Origin of the sequence: Aureimonas sp. ME7, from assembly GCF_903970965.1 — a bacterium.
GTDB lineage: Bacteria > Pseudomonadota > Alphaproteobacteria > Rhizobiales > Rhizobiaceae > Aureimonas.
In genome coordinates, this window is sequence record NZ_CAJCKW010000002.1 from 219,588 (window position 1) to 234,287 (window position 14,700).

Below are 14,700 nucleotides of genomic sequence, written 5' to 3' on the forward strand. Positions count from 1 at the left end.
CGCAATCGTCAGCTTGTGGTGCGCGCGCGATGGGCGATGTCGCGGCGGCAGAAGCCGTCGCTCCAGTCGATCCGATCGACCAGGGCGTAGGCCTTCGCGATGGCGGAGCCGATATCGGCGTCGCGCGCGGTTGCGTTGAGAACGCGCCCGCCGTTCGCGACGATCTCGTCGCCCTGCCTCGTCGTTCCCGCATGGAAGACGATCTCGTCCGCCTTCGGGGCCGGGATGTTCCGGATCGGCGTGCCTTTGCGCACCGCGCCGGGATACCCCTTGGCCGCGAGCACGACGGTGACCGCCGGCTCGGGCGACCATTCGGGCTCGACGCCCGCCAGAGAACCCGTGGCGGCTGTCAGCAGGATCGGCAGGAGATCGCTTCGCAAGCGAAGCATCAGCACCTGCGCCTCCGGATCGCCGAAGCGCACGTTGTACTCGATCAGCTTCGGCCCCTCCGCCGTCAGCATCAGACCGGCATAAAGAACGCCGCGAAACGGCGCACCCATCTCGCGCATGCCTTCCAGCGTCGGGCGAACGATCTCGCGAAGCGCGCGCTCGGTGAGTTCGGGCGTCATAAGGCCGGAGGGCGAATAGGCGCCCATCCCGCCGGTGTTCGGACCTTCATCCCCGTCAAACGCGCGCTTGTGATCCTCCGCCGTCCCGAAGGGCAAGGCGATGTCGCCGTCGCACAGGCAGAACAGGGAGGCTTCGGGACCGGACAGGCATTCCTCGATCACCACCTCGGCACCGGCGGCGCCCTCGAAGCAATCGTCCACCGCCCGAACGGCTTCCTCGACGCTCGATGCCACGGTGACTCCCTTGCCCGCCGCCAGCCCGTCTGCCTTGACGACGATCGGCGCCCCTTGCTCCTGAATATAGGCCCTGGCCTCTTCAGCCCGCGAGAAGCGACGGAACGCGGCGGTCGGGATGTTCTTCGCCGCACAAAGCTCCTTGGTGAAGCCCTTGGAGCCCTCGAGCCGAGCGGCCGCCGCGCTCGGGCCGAACACGGCAATGCCCGCGTCGCGCAAGCTGTCGGCAAGGCCGGCGACGAGCGGCACTTCGGGGCCGACGACGACGAGGCCGATCCGCTGGTCCCGACAGAAGGCGATGACCCCCGCATGATCTGCGACGTCGATCGAAGCGATCTCAGCCAGTTCCGCGATGCCGGGGTTGCCCGGCGCGGCATGGAGGAGGCCCAGCTCCGGCGACTGCTTGAGCTTCCAGGCCAAGGCGTGTTCGCGGCCGCCCGATCCGATCAGAAGAACGTCGATGGTCATGAGGGTTTCGTGCTTCCAGACAGACGCGCGCGAGGGTTCCCGGCGGCGATAGAGGTTGCCGGCGGGAAGGGTCAAGTCTTTTGCCGCTGCCCGTTCGGGACTTGACGGCCGGCGCGCCCCGAGGCTTTTGCGTTGCCGATGCGCTTACACCACCCATCCACGCCATCGTCCGACCGCGTTGCGGACGCTCCATCCGATACTTGGGTGTACCGCGTCCTGCCTCGGCCCTTCTGGCCCTATGCGCAGCTCGCGCGCTGGGACAGGCCGATCGGGTGGCAGCTTCTGATGTGGCCGTGCTGGTGGTCGGCCGCGCTCGCCCCGCAATGGGCAGCGCCGTCGGCCGTGCATATCGGCCTGCCGGATCTCTGGCACCTCGTCCTGTTCTTGGTCGGATCGGTCGCGATGCGGGGCGCGGGCTGCACCTATAACGACCTCGTGGATCGGGACATCGATGCGAGGGTCGCGCGAACGCGCTCGCGCCCCCTGCCCTCGGGCCGCGTTTCCGGCCTCCAGGCCAAGGCGTTCCTCGTCTTTCAGGCGCTGGTCGGCCTTGCCGTGCTCCTGCAGTTCAACCTTTTCGCGATCCTGCTCGGCATCGCGTCGCTCGCGATCGTCGCTGTCTATCCGTTCCTGAAACGGGTGACGGACTGGCCGCAGCTCGGCCTCGGCTTCGCGTTTTCCTGGGGGGCACTGATGGGCTGGGCAGCCTATTGGGGGACGCTTTCGCTGCCGCCGGTCCTGCTCTACGCCGGCGCCGTGCTCTGGACGGTCGGCTACGACACGATCTACGCGCATCAGGACCGCGAGGACGACGCCCTCGTCGGCGTGCGCTCGACGGCTCGTTTGTTCGGCAGCCGAACGAAGACGGCGCTCGTTCTCCTGTATGGCGGAGCGATCGCCCTGTTCGGCGCGGCCTATCTCGTCGCCAACGCCGGCAATGCCGGCCCATCCTGGCCGGCCTATGCCGGGCTGTTGCTCGGCGCCGTCCAGATGGGTTGGCAGATCCGGAACCTCTCCATCGACGACCCGGACGAGTGCCTGAAGCTGTTCAAGTCGAACTCGCTGTTCGGCTGGATCGTCTTCCTCGGGCTCGTCTTCTCCAGCCTATGGATCCTGTCCTTCCCACGGATCTACTGACACTTAACTGCGGGCGATGATCTCTTCGCCCTGGACGATCATGCGCATGCCGAGACCACCGGGCTTGCGGCGGGCCAGGAAGCGCGGACGCCGGCCGCGATGGCTGGCGGCGCGGCGGACCGAAGGCTCTCCCTTGCGCACGCGGCCGAGCGTGTCCTCCAGCGCCGTGACGGTGCCGTCGGCCTCCACCATGAGCATCGGCAGAGAGAAGAGGTCGGACCAGCCGCGCCAGTCCGCCGCCACGTCGTAGAGATCGCAGGCGACCAGAAGCGGCACCGACATGCGCGGGTCTTCGTGGTGAAGCTCCAGCGTCACGGTGATGTCGCCGTTCGCGTCCTCCATGGCGCGGGCGGCGACGCCCTTGAAGGAGCGCGAGGGCAGCGCGATGGCGACCGGCAGGCCGCTTTGTTCCAGCTGCCGGCGAACGATCGCCCCACGCCGATCGACGCGGTAGGAAACGAGTTCCCCGTCCTGGACCAGCTCGAAGCTCTGCTTGCGATCCGCAAGGGCGGGATCGAGCCGGATCGGCATGTTCGCCCATTCCGGCCGGCCTGCGTTCTGATGATGAACCACGCTCATGTCGTGTCCCCGTCTGTCTGTGTGGAGATCTTCTTTCGATCTCCCCTGCACGGCCGATGTATCCCGGCCTTCGATGCTTGCAGACTATCGGGTGCATGTTGCAGGCGGCCTAAGAAAGGCAGTTAAGTGAACATGACCGAAAACAGGGTATTCAAATCGTAAGTTTGAACATAACTTTAAACGACTTTTCCGGGGTTCATGATCCCGTAAGGATCGAACACACGCTTGATCCCCCGCATCAGATCCATCTCGACGGCGGGCTTGGTGCGCGCGAGTTCGTCGCGCTTCAGCTGGCCGATCCCGTGCTCGGCGGCGAAGCTGCCGCCCATTTCGGCGACGATGCCGTGGACCAGGGTGTTGATTTCCCCCCACCGGTCCAGGAACGCCTGCTTGTCGACACCGATGGGCTGCGAGACGTTGTAATGGATGTTGCCGTCGCCGAGGTGCCCGAAGGAAACGAGACGCGCACCGGGGATCGCGCGCAGCACCGCCGCGTCGGCCCAGCGAAGGAACTCGGGCACCATCGCCACCGGCACGGACACGTCGTGCTTGATGGAGCCGCCTTCCGGCTTCTGCGCCCAACTCATCTCCTCGCGCATGCGCCAGAACAGTTTCGAGTCCGTTTCTGACGGCGCGATCGCGGCATCCTCGATCTCACCGGCTTCCAGCGCCGCGGCGAGAATCGCTTCCATCGTCGCACGCGCATCGTCCGGCGAACGGTTGGACGAGGTTTCGAGGAGCGCGTACCAGGCGTGGGGGTTCCCCATCGGATCCCGCGCGCCGGCCGTGTGGCGCAGTGTGAACTCCATGGCGATGCGCGGCATGATCTCAAAGGCCGTCAGCGACCCGCCCGCCGCTGCCTGCGCCCGCTCGAACAGCCGGAGCAACGCATCGGCGCTCGATAGACCGGCATAGGCGACCTCCCGGCCGCGTGGTTTGGGAAACAGCTTGAGAACGGCGCCGGTGATCAGGCCGAGCGTTCCCTCCGACCCGATCAGGAGCTGACGCAAATCATAGCCGCGATTGTCCTTCTTCAGACGGCGAAGGCCGTGGAACACCTCGCCGGACGGCAGAACCGCCTCGATACCAAGGCATAGCTCGCGCGCATTGCCATAGGCGAGAACGCCGGTCCCACCCGCATTCGACGCCAGATTGCCGCCGATCTGGCAGGACCCTTCCGAGCCGAGCGAGAGCGGAAACAGGAGGCCGGCAGCGTCGGCCGCTTCCTGCACCCGCTGGAGCACCACCCCGCCATCCACGGTGATCGTATGCCCGACCGGGTCCACGTCGCGGATTCCGTTCAGGAGCGAGAGCGAAACCACGATCTCGGCCTCGCTGCGAGGCATCTGGCCGCCGACATGCCCTGTGTTGCCGCCCTGCGGAACCACGGGCGTACGCGTTTCGAAGGCGAGCCGCATGATCGCCGACACTTCCACCACCGTGGACGGGCGCAGGACGAGGCGCGAGCGCCCCGGAAACAGGTCGCGCGTTTCCTGAAGGAACGGAGCAAGATCCGCAGCTTCGGTCAGCGCCCGTCCGGGCGGCAAGAGCGCGGCGAAGCGAGCGCGCAGATCGTCGGAAAGCGGTTCCTGGGCGTTCGGCATATTCAAGCGTCCTTCGATCTCAGCGCTCGGCGGCCGCACGCGCCAAGCGGTCGTTGATGGCTTCGCCCAGCCCCTCGGACGGGATCGGAGCGACGGCTATCCGCTCGATCTCCGGCGCATCGAAAGAACTCAGCGCCGTAAACAAACGCGCCGCCGCCTCGCGCAGATCCCCCGTTTCGCTGAGTTGGAATATCGCCGCGGCACGACTGGAAGCGGGCTGCGCGAGCGGGCCGAAAGCGATGAAATGCTCGCCGTCCTTCGGCTCTTCGGCGTTTAAACGAACGCGGCCGTGCGGGGCGTAGTGAGAGGCCAGTTGCCCGGGTGCGGTGATGGCCGCATCGGTGTTTCGCACGACGGGTAAATCGGCGGCTTCCTCCAGTTCAGCCGGCGTCACCGAACCGGGACGAAGAAGGACGATGCGATCGGCAAGCGGGCGCACGATCGTCGACTCCAGCCCGAACACCGCGGGGCCGCCGTCCGCCACCGCATCGATCCTCCCGTTCAAGGTCCGCAGAACATGGTCGGCGGTGGTCGGGCTGACGCGGCCCGACGCGTTGGCGCTCGGCGCCGCGACCGGGCGGTCCAGAAGAGCAAGGATGTGCTGCAGGGCGCCGCGCGGCGCGCGCAGCGCGACCGTATCGAGTCCCGCAAGCGCCAGCGGATGGATGTTCGAGCCCTCAACGACAGGGAGAACCAGGGTCAGAGGCCCCGGCCAGAAGCGCTCCATCAACCGCGCGGCCACATCGTCGATGCGAGCGTAGCGCTCGGCCATCGCGCAGCCGACGACGTGCAGGATCAGGGGATTGAAACGGGGACGCCCCTTCGCCTCGAAGATGCGGGCGACAGCCGCACCATTGGCGGCGTCCGCCGCGAGGCCATAGACCGTCTCGGTCGGCACGGCGACGAGTTCGCCTCGCGCCAAGCGGGACGCGACCTCTTCTTCGGCCGCAGCGGAATTGAGCTGAATTCGTTTCGTCGGGATCATGGGCAAACGTCTAGGCCGATGCCGCGTCGTCGAAAAGCCGTGTCGCCACTTCGAGCGATTGGAATAGTCCGACGCAAGGTCCGCGCCGCATTCTAACCGCTCAGATCGTCAAGGGTGGAAAGCGTCAGCGCGTTGCATGAAAAGCGCGGGCGACACGCCGTTCGCCGGGCGTGTAGCTGGACAGAAGCGTCCAGCCACCGCGCGGCTTCTGGAGTTCGGCCCGCTCCTCGGCGCTCGGCGAGCCCACCGGCTTTTCCGCGGGCGCGTCCTGCACCGCGGCTTCCGCCGCCTTCATCATTTCCAGAATGCGAGAGCGGAGCACCTCCGCCTTGGCCGGGGACTGGGGCGTCGTGGCCAGCGCCTCGCCCGGCAGGGCGTCGACATCGTTCAGAATCGCCCGCACGGCCTTCATTTCTTCGCGCAGCTGCCCGATCGTCGCGATCACCTGAGCGGCGAAGGAACCCGGCACGGGGTGGCGATCGGCCGGCGGGGTAGGCTCGGTCTTGGCGCCTTGCGTGAGCGCGGACAGAACCGGGGGGTGCGTTGCTTTGGCGCGCTGCTCCTGAAGAGCGGTCTCCGTCAGGAGTTTCAAAGGGTCCACCGGCGCGTGCGTCGCCGGGCCGTAGGCGGCGGCGAGCGTTCCGGGAACGGTCGGCTCCACTTCGCCCGCTTCGGCTTCCTTCGGCTTCACCAGGCTCGCGACCTCCGTGGCCGCTTCGGCAACCGCATCCTTCGTCTTTGCGCCGACTTCAGCGATCAGGGCACCCGCATCCGGCACAGTCTCCGGTTCCACGAGGCCGTTGAAGGGCCATGCCTTGCGAAGGCCTTCGACATCGACGGCGGCGACGTTCACGTCGATGTCGTCCTTGGCGCCCGGCACGCGGTAGGGGCAGGAGCGCTTGTTGCAGTTGTGCATGGAGGAGAACTGCCACAGGGCATACTTGTCCCAATGGCCTTCCGGAAACACGCCGGTCAGGTCGTCGCGGTAGCGCGCGTACCAGAGCTGCATGCGCGACAGGAGCGGATAGGTCTCCCTGTTCTGCGCGATGTAGGCGGCGGTCGAGCCGTTGGTGTAGAGCACGGGGTAGCGGTCGAGACGGATCTTGATCTGGCGCGCGAACTCTTCCGCCTCGGCCAGCGACATCCACTGCGTCGGGTCGTTGTCCTCGATATCGAGCGCGATCAGCTCGTCCGGCTCGGGCTTGGCAAAGTCCACGAAATGGTCGGCCTGCTCCCGAGGGTTGCCGGGACGGCCGAGATGGTACGCGCCCCACTTCAGGCCGAGCGTCTTCGCCATCTCGCGGCGGGTCATGTAGAGTTCCTGCGTGACGGAATACTTCCACCACCGGTTCTTGCAGAGCTTTTCCTCGTCGCCGGACAGGCCGCGGCAGGTCCAGGACGGCGCCAGCCCATCGGACGCCTTATTGATGAAGGCCGCGATGCGCTTGTTGCTGGTAAGTTCTTTCCAATTGATCGGATTGAACTCGTAGGCGTCGATGACGAGAGCGAGGTCCTCGTTGCGCCAGGGACGATCCCATTCGGCCTTCGCAGGCACGGCGCCCGCCATCACGGCCCCAGCCGCCATGGCACAAACCCAACGCATGGCTACCGCACAGGCGGCGCGCATTCTCGGCATCCGGGTATCCCCTCGTCGAGCAACCGCCACCGCGCGAGCGGCAGCCGGATGCAGTCCAGGTCAGACGAAACGAGGCCGGGTCATGCTCGGCCTCACCCCTCCGTCGAAAACCGCCGGGCTTTCGGCCCCGTGCGATCGCGGCGATGTATCTCCTGCCAATCTGGCAGGTTCCGGGCACGGCGATCACGAATTGTTACAAAAACCATTCAGTCATCGATGCCGCATCGCATCATGAAACGCTGCGGGGCTTGTCCGAACTTGGACGCGAGAGAGTTACCTCAACCGGCAATCCGGTCGAAGTTCGCAAGTTTGGAAGAGGCCGAACGGATACGGGCCAGCAACGCCAATCGGTTGGCACGCACTCGCTCATCCTCCGCGTTAACGAGGACCTTGTCGAAGAAGGCATCGGCCGGGGCGCGTAGCCTCGCCAAGGCGGAGGTCGCGTTCGCGTAGTCCTCGGTCTCGACAGCCGCCGCCAGTTCGCCTTCGGCCCGTTCGATTGCGGATGCGAGTTCTTTTTCTTCCACCTCCTGCAGGAGCGAAGAATCAACGGAAACCGCGACTTGGGTTCCCTTCTTCTCCTCGGCTGCGAGAATGTTGGCGGCGCGCCGATAGGCGGCCAGAAGGTTCGCGCCTTCCTCCGTCGCGAGCAGGCGGCCGAGTTCATTCACACGGCGGGCGACATCCAGGAGATCGTCCTGCCCTTCCGCTTCGCCACCGAGAACGGCGTCCAGAAGGTCGTGCCGCGAGCCGCCCTCGCGAAGCTGCACCTTCAGCCGGTCGTGGAAGAAGGACAGGAGATCGCCGGAGGTCAGAAGCGTCCCAAGCTTCAGGCGCAATTCATTGTCGAGAATGATGCGGATAACGCCGAGCGCGGCGCGACGTAGCGCATACGGGTCCTTGGACCCCGTCGGCTTCTCGTCGATCGCCCAGAAGCCAACCAGCGTGTCGAGCTTGTCGGCCAAGGCCACGGCGATCGCCACGGGATCGGTCGGCACCCTGTCGCCCGGTCCCTGCGGCCGGTAGTGGTCCACCACAGCCGCCTGCACCGCCTCCGCCTCGCCCTGCAAAGCGGCGTACTTCTGACCCATCAGGCCCTGAAGCTCGGGGAACTCGCCGACCGCCTCGGTCGTCAGGTCGGCCTTCGCCAGAAGGGCGGCGCGACGGGCGGCGGCGCCATCGGCCCCGACGAGCGGCGCCAGAACGCCTGCCAGATCGACGATGCGGCGGACCCGCTGCCCCTGCGTGCCCAGCTTGGCATGGAACGTCACGCCGAGCGCGTCGAGCTTGGCCATGCGCTGGTCGAGCGGCTTGGCGAGGTCGAGGCCGAGATCGGCTGCCGACGTTTCGAGGGCGGCGAGATCGGGCAAGTTCGCCTGATCCGTCTGCCAGAAATACAGGGCGTCGGACAGGCGCGCGCGCACCACCTTGCCGTTGCCGCGCGCGATCTCGGCGCCGTGGTCGCTCGCCTCGACATTGGCCACCATCAGGAACCGGTTGGCGAGCCGCTCCGAGCCGCGCTCGCGCGTGACGAAGCACTTCTGGTTGGCGCGGATCGTCGACTGGATCATTTCCGAAGGGATCGTCAGAAACGCCTCGTCGAACTGGCCGACGAGCACCACCGGCCATTCCACGAGGCCCGACACTTCTTCCAGAAGCCCGTCGTCCGGCACAACCTCGAGCCCCTGCGCGAAGGCGAGATTGTCGGCATCCGTGCGGATGATTTCCTTGCGGCGCTCCGCGTCGAGAACGACGTAGGCCTTTTCCAGCTGGCTGATATAGTCCTCGAAGCGGCGAACCTTGAACTCGGCCGGTGCGTGGAACCGGTGCCCCACGGTCCGGTCGCCCGAACGAATGCCGGACACTTCGAAATCGACCACGGCCGTTTCGCCGTTCTCCGGCCCGAAGACGCAGAGGATCGACTGGAGCGGGCGCACCCAGCGCAGCGAGCCGGGCTTCGCCGAGGCCGCACCCCAGCGCATCGACTTCGGCCAGGGAAAGTCGCGCACGATCGCAGGCATCACCTCGGCGACGATCTCCTCCGCGGCGCGTCCCGGCTTTTCGATCACCGCGACGAAGAACTCGCCCTTCTTTCCGTCGGAATGGCGATGCGCTTCCTCGATCGAGGAAAGCCCGGCGCTCTTGAGGAAGCCTTCGATCGCCTTTTCCGGCGCGTCGGTGCGGGGTCCCTTGCGCTCCTCGCGTGTGTCCTTGGACCGCGCATCGAGGCCACGGATGTCCAAGGCGATGCGGCGCGGAGTCCAGTATTCGCGCGCGCCCTCGTAGGTGAGCCCGGCACCGACGAAGGCGTCGGTCACCGCCTTCTTCAGATCGCCCGCCGCCTTGCGCTGCATGCGGGCGGGGATCTCTTCGGAGCGAAGTTCGAGAAGCAGGTCGGGCATGGTTCGTCACACGTCGCGGCTTTGGAGAAGGTCGCGGCGTCACACCATGCCGTCACCCCGATTGCAAGGAAAACCGCTTGGGGCAGACCTCCTACAGCCGACCCCGGAACGTGTCGCACTGGTTCATGTCGCCAGAGGTCGCGCCCCGCTTGAACCATTCGACCCGCTGCGCCGAGGAGCCGTGGGTAAAGCTGTCCGGCACGACCGTGCCCTGGCTGCGCTCCTGCAGCGTGTCGTCGCCGATCTGGCTGGCGGCGTTCAGCGCCTCGTCGATATCGCCATCCTCGACATAGCCTGCCTGCTGCGTATCGTGCGCCCAAATGCCGGCATAGCAGTCGGCCTGAAGCTCGGTCAGGACCGAAATGGCGTTCGCATCGGTTTCCGACGAACGTTGGCGCAGCGCGGTCGTCTTCTGCAGGATGCCGGTCAGGTTCTGGACGTGGTGTCCGACCTCGTGCGCGATGACATAGGCCTGCGCGAAGTCGCCCGGCGCGTTGAGCTGTCCTTCGAGCTGCCGGAAGAAGTTGAGGTCGATGTAAAGCTTCTGGTCGTTCGGGCAGTAGAACGGGCCGGACGCGGAGGATGCGTTTCCGCAGGCCGAAGCCACCTGACGGTCGAAGAGAACGAGCGTCGGCTCGCGGTAGCGCTGGCCCATCTCCTGAAAGCGACGGTTCCAGACGTCCTCGGTATCGCCGAGCACCACGGCAACGAAATTGTCCGTCTCGTCCGCCGTTCCGGACACACCGGGGCCCGAACGCGAAGACGTCTGCGTCGTCTGCGATCCGTCGTCCATACCGATCACGGACAAGGGATTGATGCCGAAGCCGATCCAGAGGATGCCCAGAAGGATAATGAGGCCGATGCCGCCTCCGCCGCCGGCGCGGATCGGGATGCGCATGCCCCCGCCCCCGCCGAACCCGCCCCCGGTTCCCCGACGGTCCTCGATGTTGCCGCTTTCGCGTCGACCGCGCCATTCCATCGCCGTTCCGCCTTTTCTCACCTGTCCGTGAGGATGGGACATAGGCGCAGCGTCCCGCGAGGAAATACCGCAGCACGATCTCGCAACCGATCGGCGCCCCTACCACATGAGGGTTGCGGTCGATCGACGGCCGGAAGGAGTTCGAAACGCCATGACCGCTTATGCAGCCACGGACGAGTTTTGGATGGAAGATCGCGCCCGCCGCATCGGCCGGCTCAACGCGCTGGCGCGCCTGATGGACACCGCGATCCGCGTTCCCGGCACCAATATCCGCTTCGGCGCGGACGCGCTGATCGGCCTCGTCCCGGGCATCGGCGATGCGGGCGGCGCGCTTATCGGTCTCTTCATCGTCAACGAGGCGCGCCGGCTCGGCGTGCCCCCGCACAAGCTCGCGCGCATGGTGGCCAACATCGGCGTCGATGCCCTGGTGGGTGCGGTGCCGCTCGCCGGCGATGTGTTCGACGTCTACTTCAAGGCGCACAAGCGAAACATCCGGATCATCCTGGATCATTTCGACATGGAGCCCACCGAGTTGAAGGACGTGACGCCTCGGCGCTAGTCCGCCATGGTTTCTAGGCTCGCGAAGCCCTCCGCGCCCCCGCCTTCGCCGAACGGGGTCGCGACCTCCACGAACGTGTCGGGATAGAACCCGTTGAAGCGCGTGCGCAGGCTCATCGAGTAGGCCCCGATATGGCCGATCTCGATCCAGTCGCCCGTGTCGACCGTTTCCGGCAGCCAAAACGGGCGCGACAGGATATCCACTGAATCGCAGGTCGCTCCGCAGACGCGGAAGGCGCCGATCGTCTCCGGATTGCCGTGGCGCGTACGCCGCGCCGGATCGGGAATAAAGCGCGCCGGAAGCGTGATCTTGCCCGTCCACGAGTCGGACAGGGACGCCCAGATCCCGTCGTTGATGTAGAGCCGCCGCCCTTTGCGCAGAAGGACGCGAACGATCAGCGAGAAGGCACGCGCGACGACGACGCGGCCCGGCTCGGCGACGAGGGGCAGATCGCCGAAGCCCCATTCCGCGATGTCGGAGCGTAGCCGCGCCATGATCTCGTCGAGGCTCGGCATCGCCTTCTTCTTGCGGCGCGGGTCGTGCCCGTATTCGGCGGGAAAGCCGCCGCCGACATCCAACCCCGCCAGCGGAACGTCGGCCCGGTTGCGCACCCAGTCGGCAGAGGCCAGCGCGCGCTCATAGGTTTCGGGCTCCTCGATCTGCGAGCCGACATGGAAGCAGAGGCCGACGCGGAAACCGATATTGTGGCAGCGCTGGAGAAGTTCGACCGCGTGAGCGGGCGCCGCGCCGAACTTTTTGGAAAGCTCGTAGGCCGCGTGGCCCTTGGTCTGGAGCCGTACGAAGATCGTGATGGCGGACGGGTCGAGATCGAGGGCGCGCACGATCCGCAGGATCTTGGCCACCTCGTCCTCGTGGTCGAGCGCGAGAACGCGGATCCCGTAGGTTTCGAGCGCCAGCCGGATGTCGGACTGCGCCTTGATCGGGTGCATGTAGAGCATCTCGGCCTCGGGCGCGGCGGCGCGAACCGAGGCGAACTCGGCCGGCGACGCCACGTCGAAACTCGTGACCCCGGCCTTCGCAAGCGTGTTGAGAACCAGTGGTTCGCCGTTGGTCTTGACGGCATAGGCCGTCTGCCCGGGAAACGCATCCATGAAGCGACGGATATCCTGTCGCAGCACTTCGGGTCGAAAACAATAAACGGGAACGTCGGGACGCAGGGTCAGGGCGGCGTCCTGGGCGGTCTCGAACTTCTGCAACACGCTTCTCCAACCAATGCGAGCGTGAACAGATAGGTCAGGCGGATGTCAGGAAAACGACCGGAGGAAACCACGCACTTCGCGACGTCTCCCTCGCGACGGTCCCCCACGGATTCTTTTCCTTCGAAGGCCCCCGAGTTCGCAACGAAACGCTCTTTACGAAGTTTAAGCGTCAGTTAACATCCGTGACATCTCGTGAATGGGAGGCCGAACCTTGGAACTCACACGCTCGGTGAATTTTGTGATGATCTGCGCGGCCTTCGGTTTCGTCGCCGTGATGGTCAGCGGCGTCTTTTCCTGACGGAGCTGCACTTCGACTGAATTGAGAAAGGCCCGGCGCTCCCGGCCTTTTTTCGTTCCGTCCGGTCTCAGGCTGCGACCGAGGTGGCTTCGACGGGTGCCTTCTCGCGTAGCCCGAGGATGTGGCAGATCGAATATACGAGATCCGCTCGGTTCATCGTGTAGAAATGGAAATCCTGGATGCCGCGCTCGGTCAGATCGAGGACCTGCTCGGCGCACACCGCCGCCGCGACGTGGCTTGCCGTCTGCGGATCGTTCTCCAGACCTTCGAACCGCTCGGCCAGCCAAAGCGGGATCGAGGTTCCGGTGGCAGCCGAAAAGCGCGCGACCTTGGTGAAATCGTGGATCGGCACGATCCCGGGAACGATGGGGATATAGATCCCCGCGCGGCGGGCTCGCTCGCAGTACCGTTCGTAGAGATCGTTGTCGAAGAAGAACTGGGTGATCGCCCGCGTCGCGCCGTTGTCCACCTTGCGCTTCAAAAGGTCGATGTCGGTGGAGAAGTCGGGGCTTTCCGGATGCTTCTCGGGATAGGCGGATACCGAAACCTCGATCTCGGGATCGATCGCCTTGATGCCGGCGGTGAGGTCCGCGCCGTTCCTGTATCCGTCGGGATGAGCCGTGTAGGCCGCCCCCGCCCCGCCCTGACCATCGCCACGCAACGCGACGAAATGCCGGACGCCGGTGGCGCGATACTGGCGGACCACGTCGTCCACCTCGGTGCGCGAGGCATCGACACAGGTCAGGTGGGCGGCTGGGCGCAGATCGGTTTCCTTCAAGATCCGTTCGACCGTCTGGTGCGTCCGCTCGCGGGTCGAGCCGCCCGCTCCGTATGTCACCGAAACGAAGGACGGCTTCAGCGGCGCCAGACGCTGGACCGCGCTCCACAGCGAGGTTTCCATCGCAGGCGTCTTGGGCGGAAAGAACTCGAAGGACACTTCGATCGGCGAGCGCGGATTGCGACGTTGGACCATGAATGGAATCCTTAAGCGACGGCGAGGGCCGGTGTATCGCCCGAAGCCCGATCGGGCTCTCCGAGAGAACGCCGGCCGACGATGATGGTGACGACGAGCCGATCGCGCGCATGGTCGGCCGGAGCCAGCGTACGAACGCTCTCGACGGTAAGCCCGGCGCCTTCCAGAAGCTGGCGCAACGCGGTTTCGCTGAAGCCGAGGCGAAGGTGAGCGTGCTCGGTGCGCAGGAATTCGAGGTCGTGCGGCGCGAAGTCGACCACGGCGAGCCGTCCGCCGTCGCGAAGCGCTGCGGCCCCTTCCCGCACGGCCGATGCCGGGTCATCCAGATAATGAAGCACCTGATGCAGCGTCACGAGGTCGAAGCTGCCGCGCGGAACGGGAAGACGGTAGACGTCGCCCTGCCGAACGCTGGCGCGCGACAGTCCGGCCGCATCCAGCTTGGCGCGGGCGATCGACAGCATTTCGCGCGAGGCGTCGATCCCGACCGACCTGTCGCAGCACCCGGCGAAGAGTTCCAGCATTCGGCCCGTACCGGTTCCGACATCCAGATGCGAACCGAAGTCGCGCGTGCCACCGACCGCCTCCACCAGCGCAGCCTCGACATCGGCATCCGGCACGTGCAGAGAGCGGAGACGGTCCCACTGCGCTGCATTCTGGGCGAAATAGCTCGCCGCCCGCTCCGCGCGCCCTCGGCGAACCCGCTCCAAGCCTTCCAGATCGCGGGCCAGGGCGCCATCCTCGTCGCGAACGCATTCCCTCAAGGTCGTGACGATGCGCGACACCAGCGGAAGGTCGGACAGGCGGAAGTAGGCCCAGGACCCTTCCTGATGGCGCACCACCGCGCCTGCCTCCACCAGAAGCTTAAGATGCCGGGAAATTCTGGGTTGCGACTGGCCGAGGATCGCGGTCAGATCGGTGACGGTGAGGTCCTGCGCCGAAACGAGAAACAGCAGCCGCAGGCGAGTCGGCTCGGCGACCGCCTTCAGTGTTTCTACCGCGAGATCGAAAGAAGGATGCATGTCGAACCCCTTCCGAAGCCGAGAATGATATAAAGATA

At 66.0% G+C, this 14,700-nt stretch carries 12 protein-coding genes; 2 read left to right on the forward strand and 10 right to left on the reverse strand.

Annotated features, from left to right (window positions below):
• Window positions 1–8: 8 nt before the first annotated feature.
• Window positions 9–1,271, reverse strand: coding sequence for a phosphoribosylamine--glycine ligase (gene purD, locus H7A85_RS04475; protein WP_182084696.1), 1,263 nt, complete (start codon window positions 1,269–1,271; stop codon window positions 9–11).
• 138 nt (window positions 1,272–1,409) lie between these two features.
• Here purD and ubiA point away from each other — a divergent pair, with 138 nt between their 5' ends.
• Window positions 1,410–2,408, forward strand: coding sequence for a 4-hydroxybenzoate octaprenyltransferase (ubiA, locus tag H7A85_RS04480; protein ID WP_182085061.1), 999 nt, complete (start codon window positions 1,410–1,412; stop codon window positions 2,406–2,408).
• Window positions 2,409–2,411: 3 nt separating this feature from the next.
• On the opposite strand, the gene H7A85_RS04485 is transcribed toward ubiA, so the two are convergent.
• The 6 genes from H7A85_RS04485 to H7A85_RS04510 all read right to left on the reverse strand — a co-directional run bounded on the left by H7A85_RS04485 (window position 2,412) and on the right by H7A85_RS04510 (window position 10,593).
• Complete coding sequence (locus H7A85_RS04485; RefSeq protein ID WP_182084697.1) at window positions 2,412–2,987, reverse strand: DUF6101 family protein; 576 nt, start codon at window positions 2,985–2,987, stop codon at window positions 2,412–2,414.
• A gap of 176 nt (window positions 2,988–3,163) precedes the next feature.
• Window positions 3,164–4,591: an FAD-binding oxidoreductase gene (locus tag H7A85_RS04490; protein WP_182084698.1), complete on the reverse strand. Its 1,428-nt coding sequence runs from the start codon at window positions 4,589–4,591 to the stop codon at window positions 3,164–3,166.
• Window positions 4,592–4,610: 19 nt separating this feature from the next.
• The gene (locus tag H7A85_RS04495) at window positions 4,611–5,576 is read right to left on the reverse strand and encodes an L-threonylcarbamoyladenylate synthase (RefSeq protein WP_182084699.1); all 966 of its coding nucleotides are present in this window, start codon (window positions 5,574–5,576) and stop codon (window positions 4,611–4,613) included.
• Between the two features lie 124 nt (window positions 5,577–5,700).
• The gene (locus tag H7A85_RS04500) at window positions 5,701–7,161 is read right to left on the reverse strand and encodes a glycoside hydrolase family 25 protein (protein WP_244630937.1); all 1,461 of its coding nucleotides are present in this window, start codon (window positions 7,159–7,161) and stop codon (window positions 5,701–5,703) included.
• Window positions 7,162–7,490: 329 nt separating this feature from the next.
• Window positions 7,491–9,614, reverse strand: a complete 2,124-nt coding sequence (gene glyS, locus H7A85_RS04505) for a glycine--tRNA ligase subunit beta (protein ID WP_182084700.1) — start codon at window positions 9,612–9,614, stop codon at window positions 7,491–7,493.
• 91 nt (window positions 9,615–9,705) lie between these two features.
• Window positions 9,706–10,593, reverse strand: a complete 888-nt coding sequence (locus H7A85_RS04510; protein ID WP_182085063.1) for a neutral zinc metallopeptidase — start codon at window positions 10,591–10,593, stop codon at window positions 9,706–9,708.
• A 184-nt stretch (window positions 10,594–10,777) separates the two neighbouring features.
• On the opposite strand from H7A85_RS04510, the gene H7A85_RS04515 reads away from it, so the two are divergent.
• Window positions 10,778–11,152 (forward strand): DUF4112 domain-containing protein, encoded by a 375-nt coding sequence (locus tag H7A85_RS04515; RefSeq protein WP_244630993.1) that lies wholly within the window; start codon window positions 10,778–10,780, stop codon window positions 11,150–11,152.
• On the opposite strand, the gene H7A85_RS04520 is transcribed toward H7A85_RS04515, so the two are convergent.
• From H7A85_RS04520 to H7A85_RS04530, 3 genes are all read right to left on the reverse strand, one after another.
• Window positions 11,149–12,369 (reverse strand): alanine racemase, encoded by a 1,221-nt coding sequence (locus H7A85_RS04520; protein WP_182084702.1) that lies wholly within the window; start codon window positions 12,367–12,369, stop codon window positions 11,149–11,151. The two genes, H7A85_RS04515 and H7A85_RS04520, sit on opposite strands and share 4 nt — an antisense overlap.
• A 368-nt stretch (window positions 12,370–12,737) precedes the next feature.
• The gene (gene metF / locus H7A85_RS04525; RefSeq protein ID WP_182084703.1) at window positions 12,738–13,643 is read right to left on the reverse strand and encodes a methylenetetrahydrofolate reductase [NAD(P)H]; all 906 of its coding nucleotides are present in this window, start codon (window positions 13,641–13,643) and stop codon (window positions 12,738–12,740) included.
• Window positions 13,644–13,654: 11 nt separating this feature from the next.
• On the reverse strand, window positions 13,655–14,662 hold the full coding sequence (locus H7A85_RS04530; protein WP_182084704.1) for a metalloregulator ArsR/SmtB family transcription factor: 1,008 nt from the start codon (window positions 14,660–14,662) through the stop codon (window positions 13,655–13,657).
• Window positions 14,663–14,700: the final 38 nt, after the last annotated feature.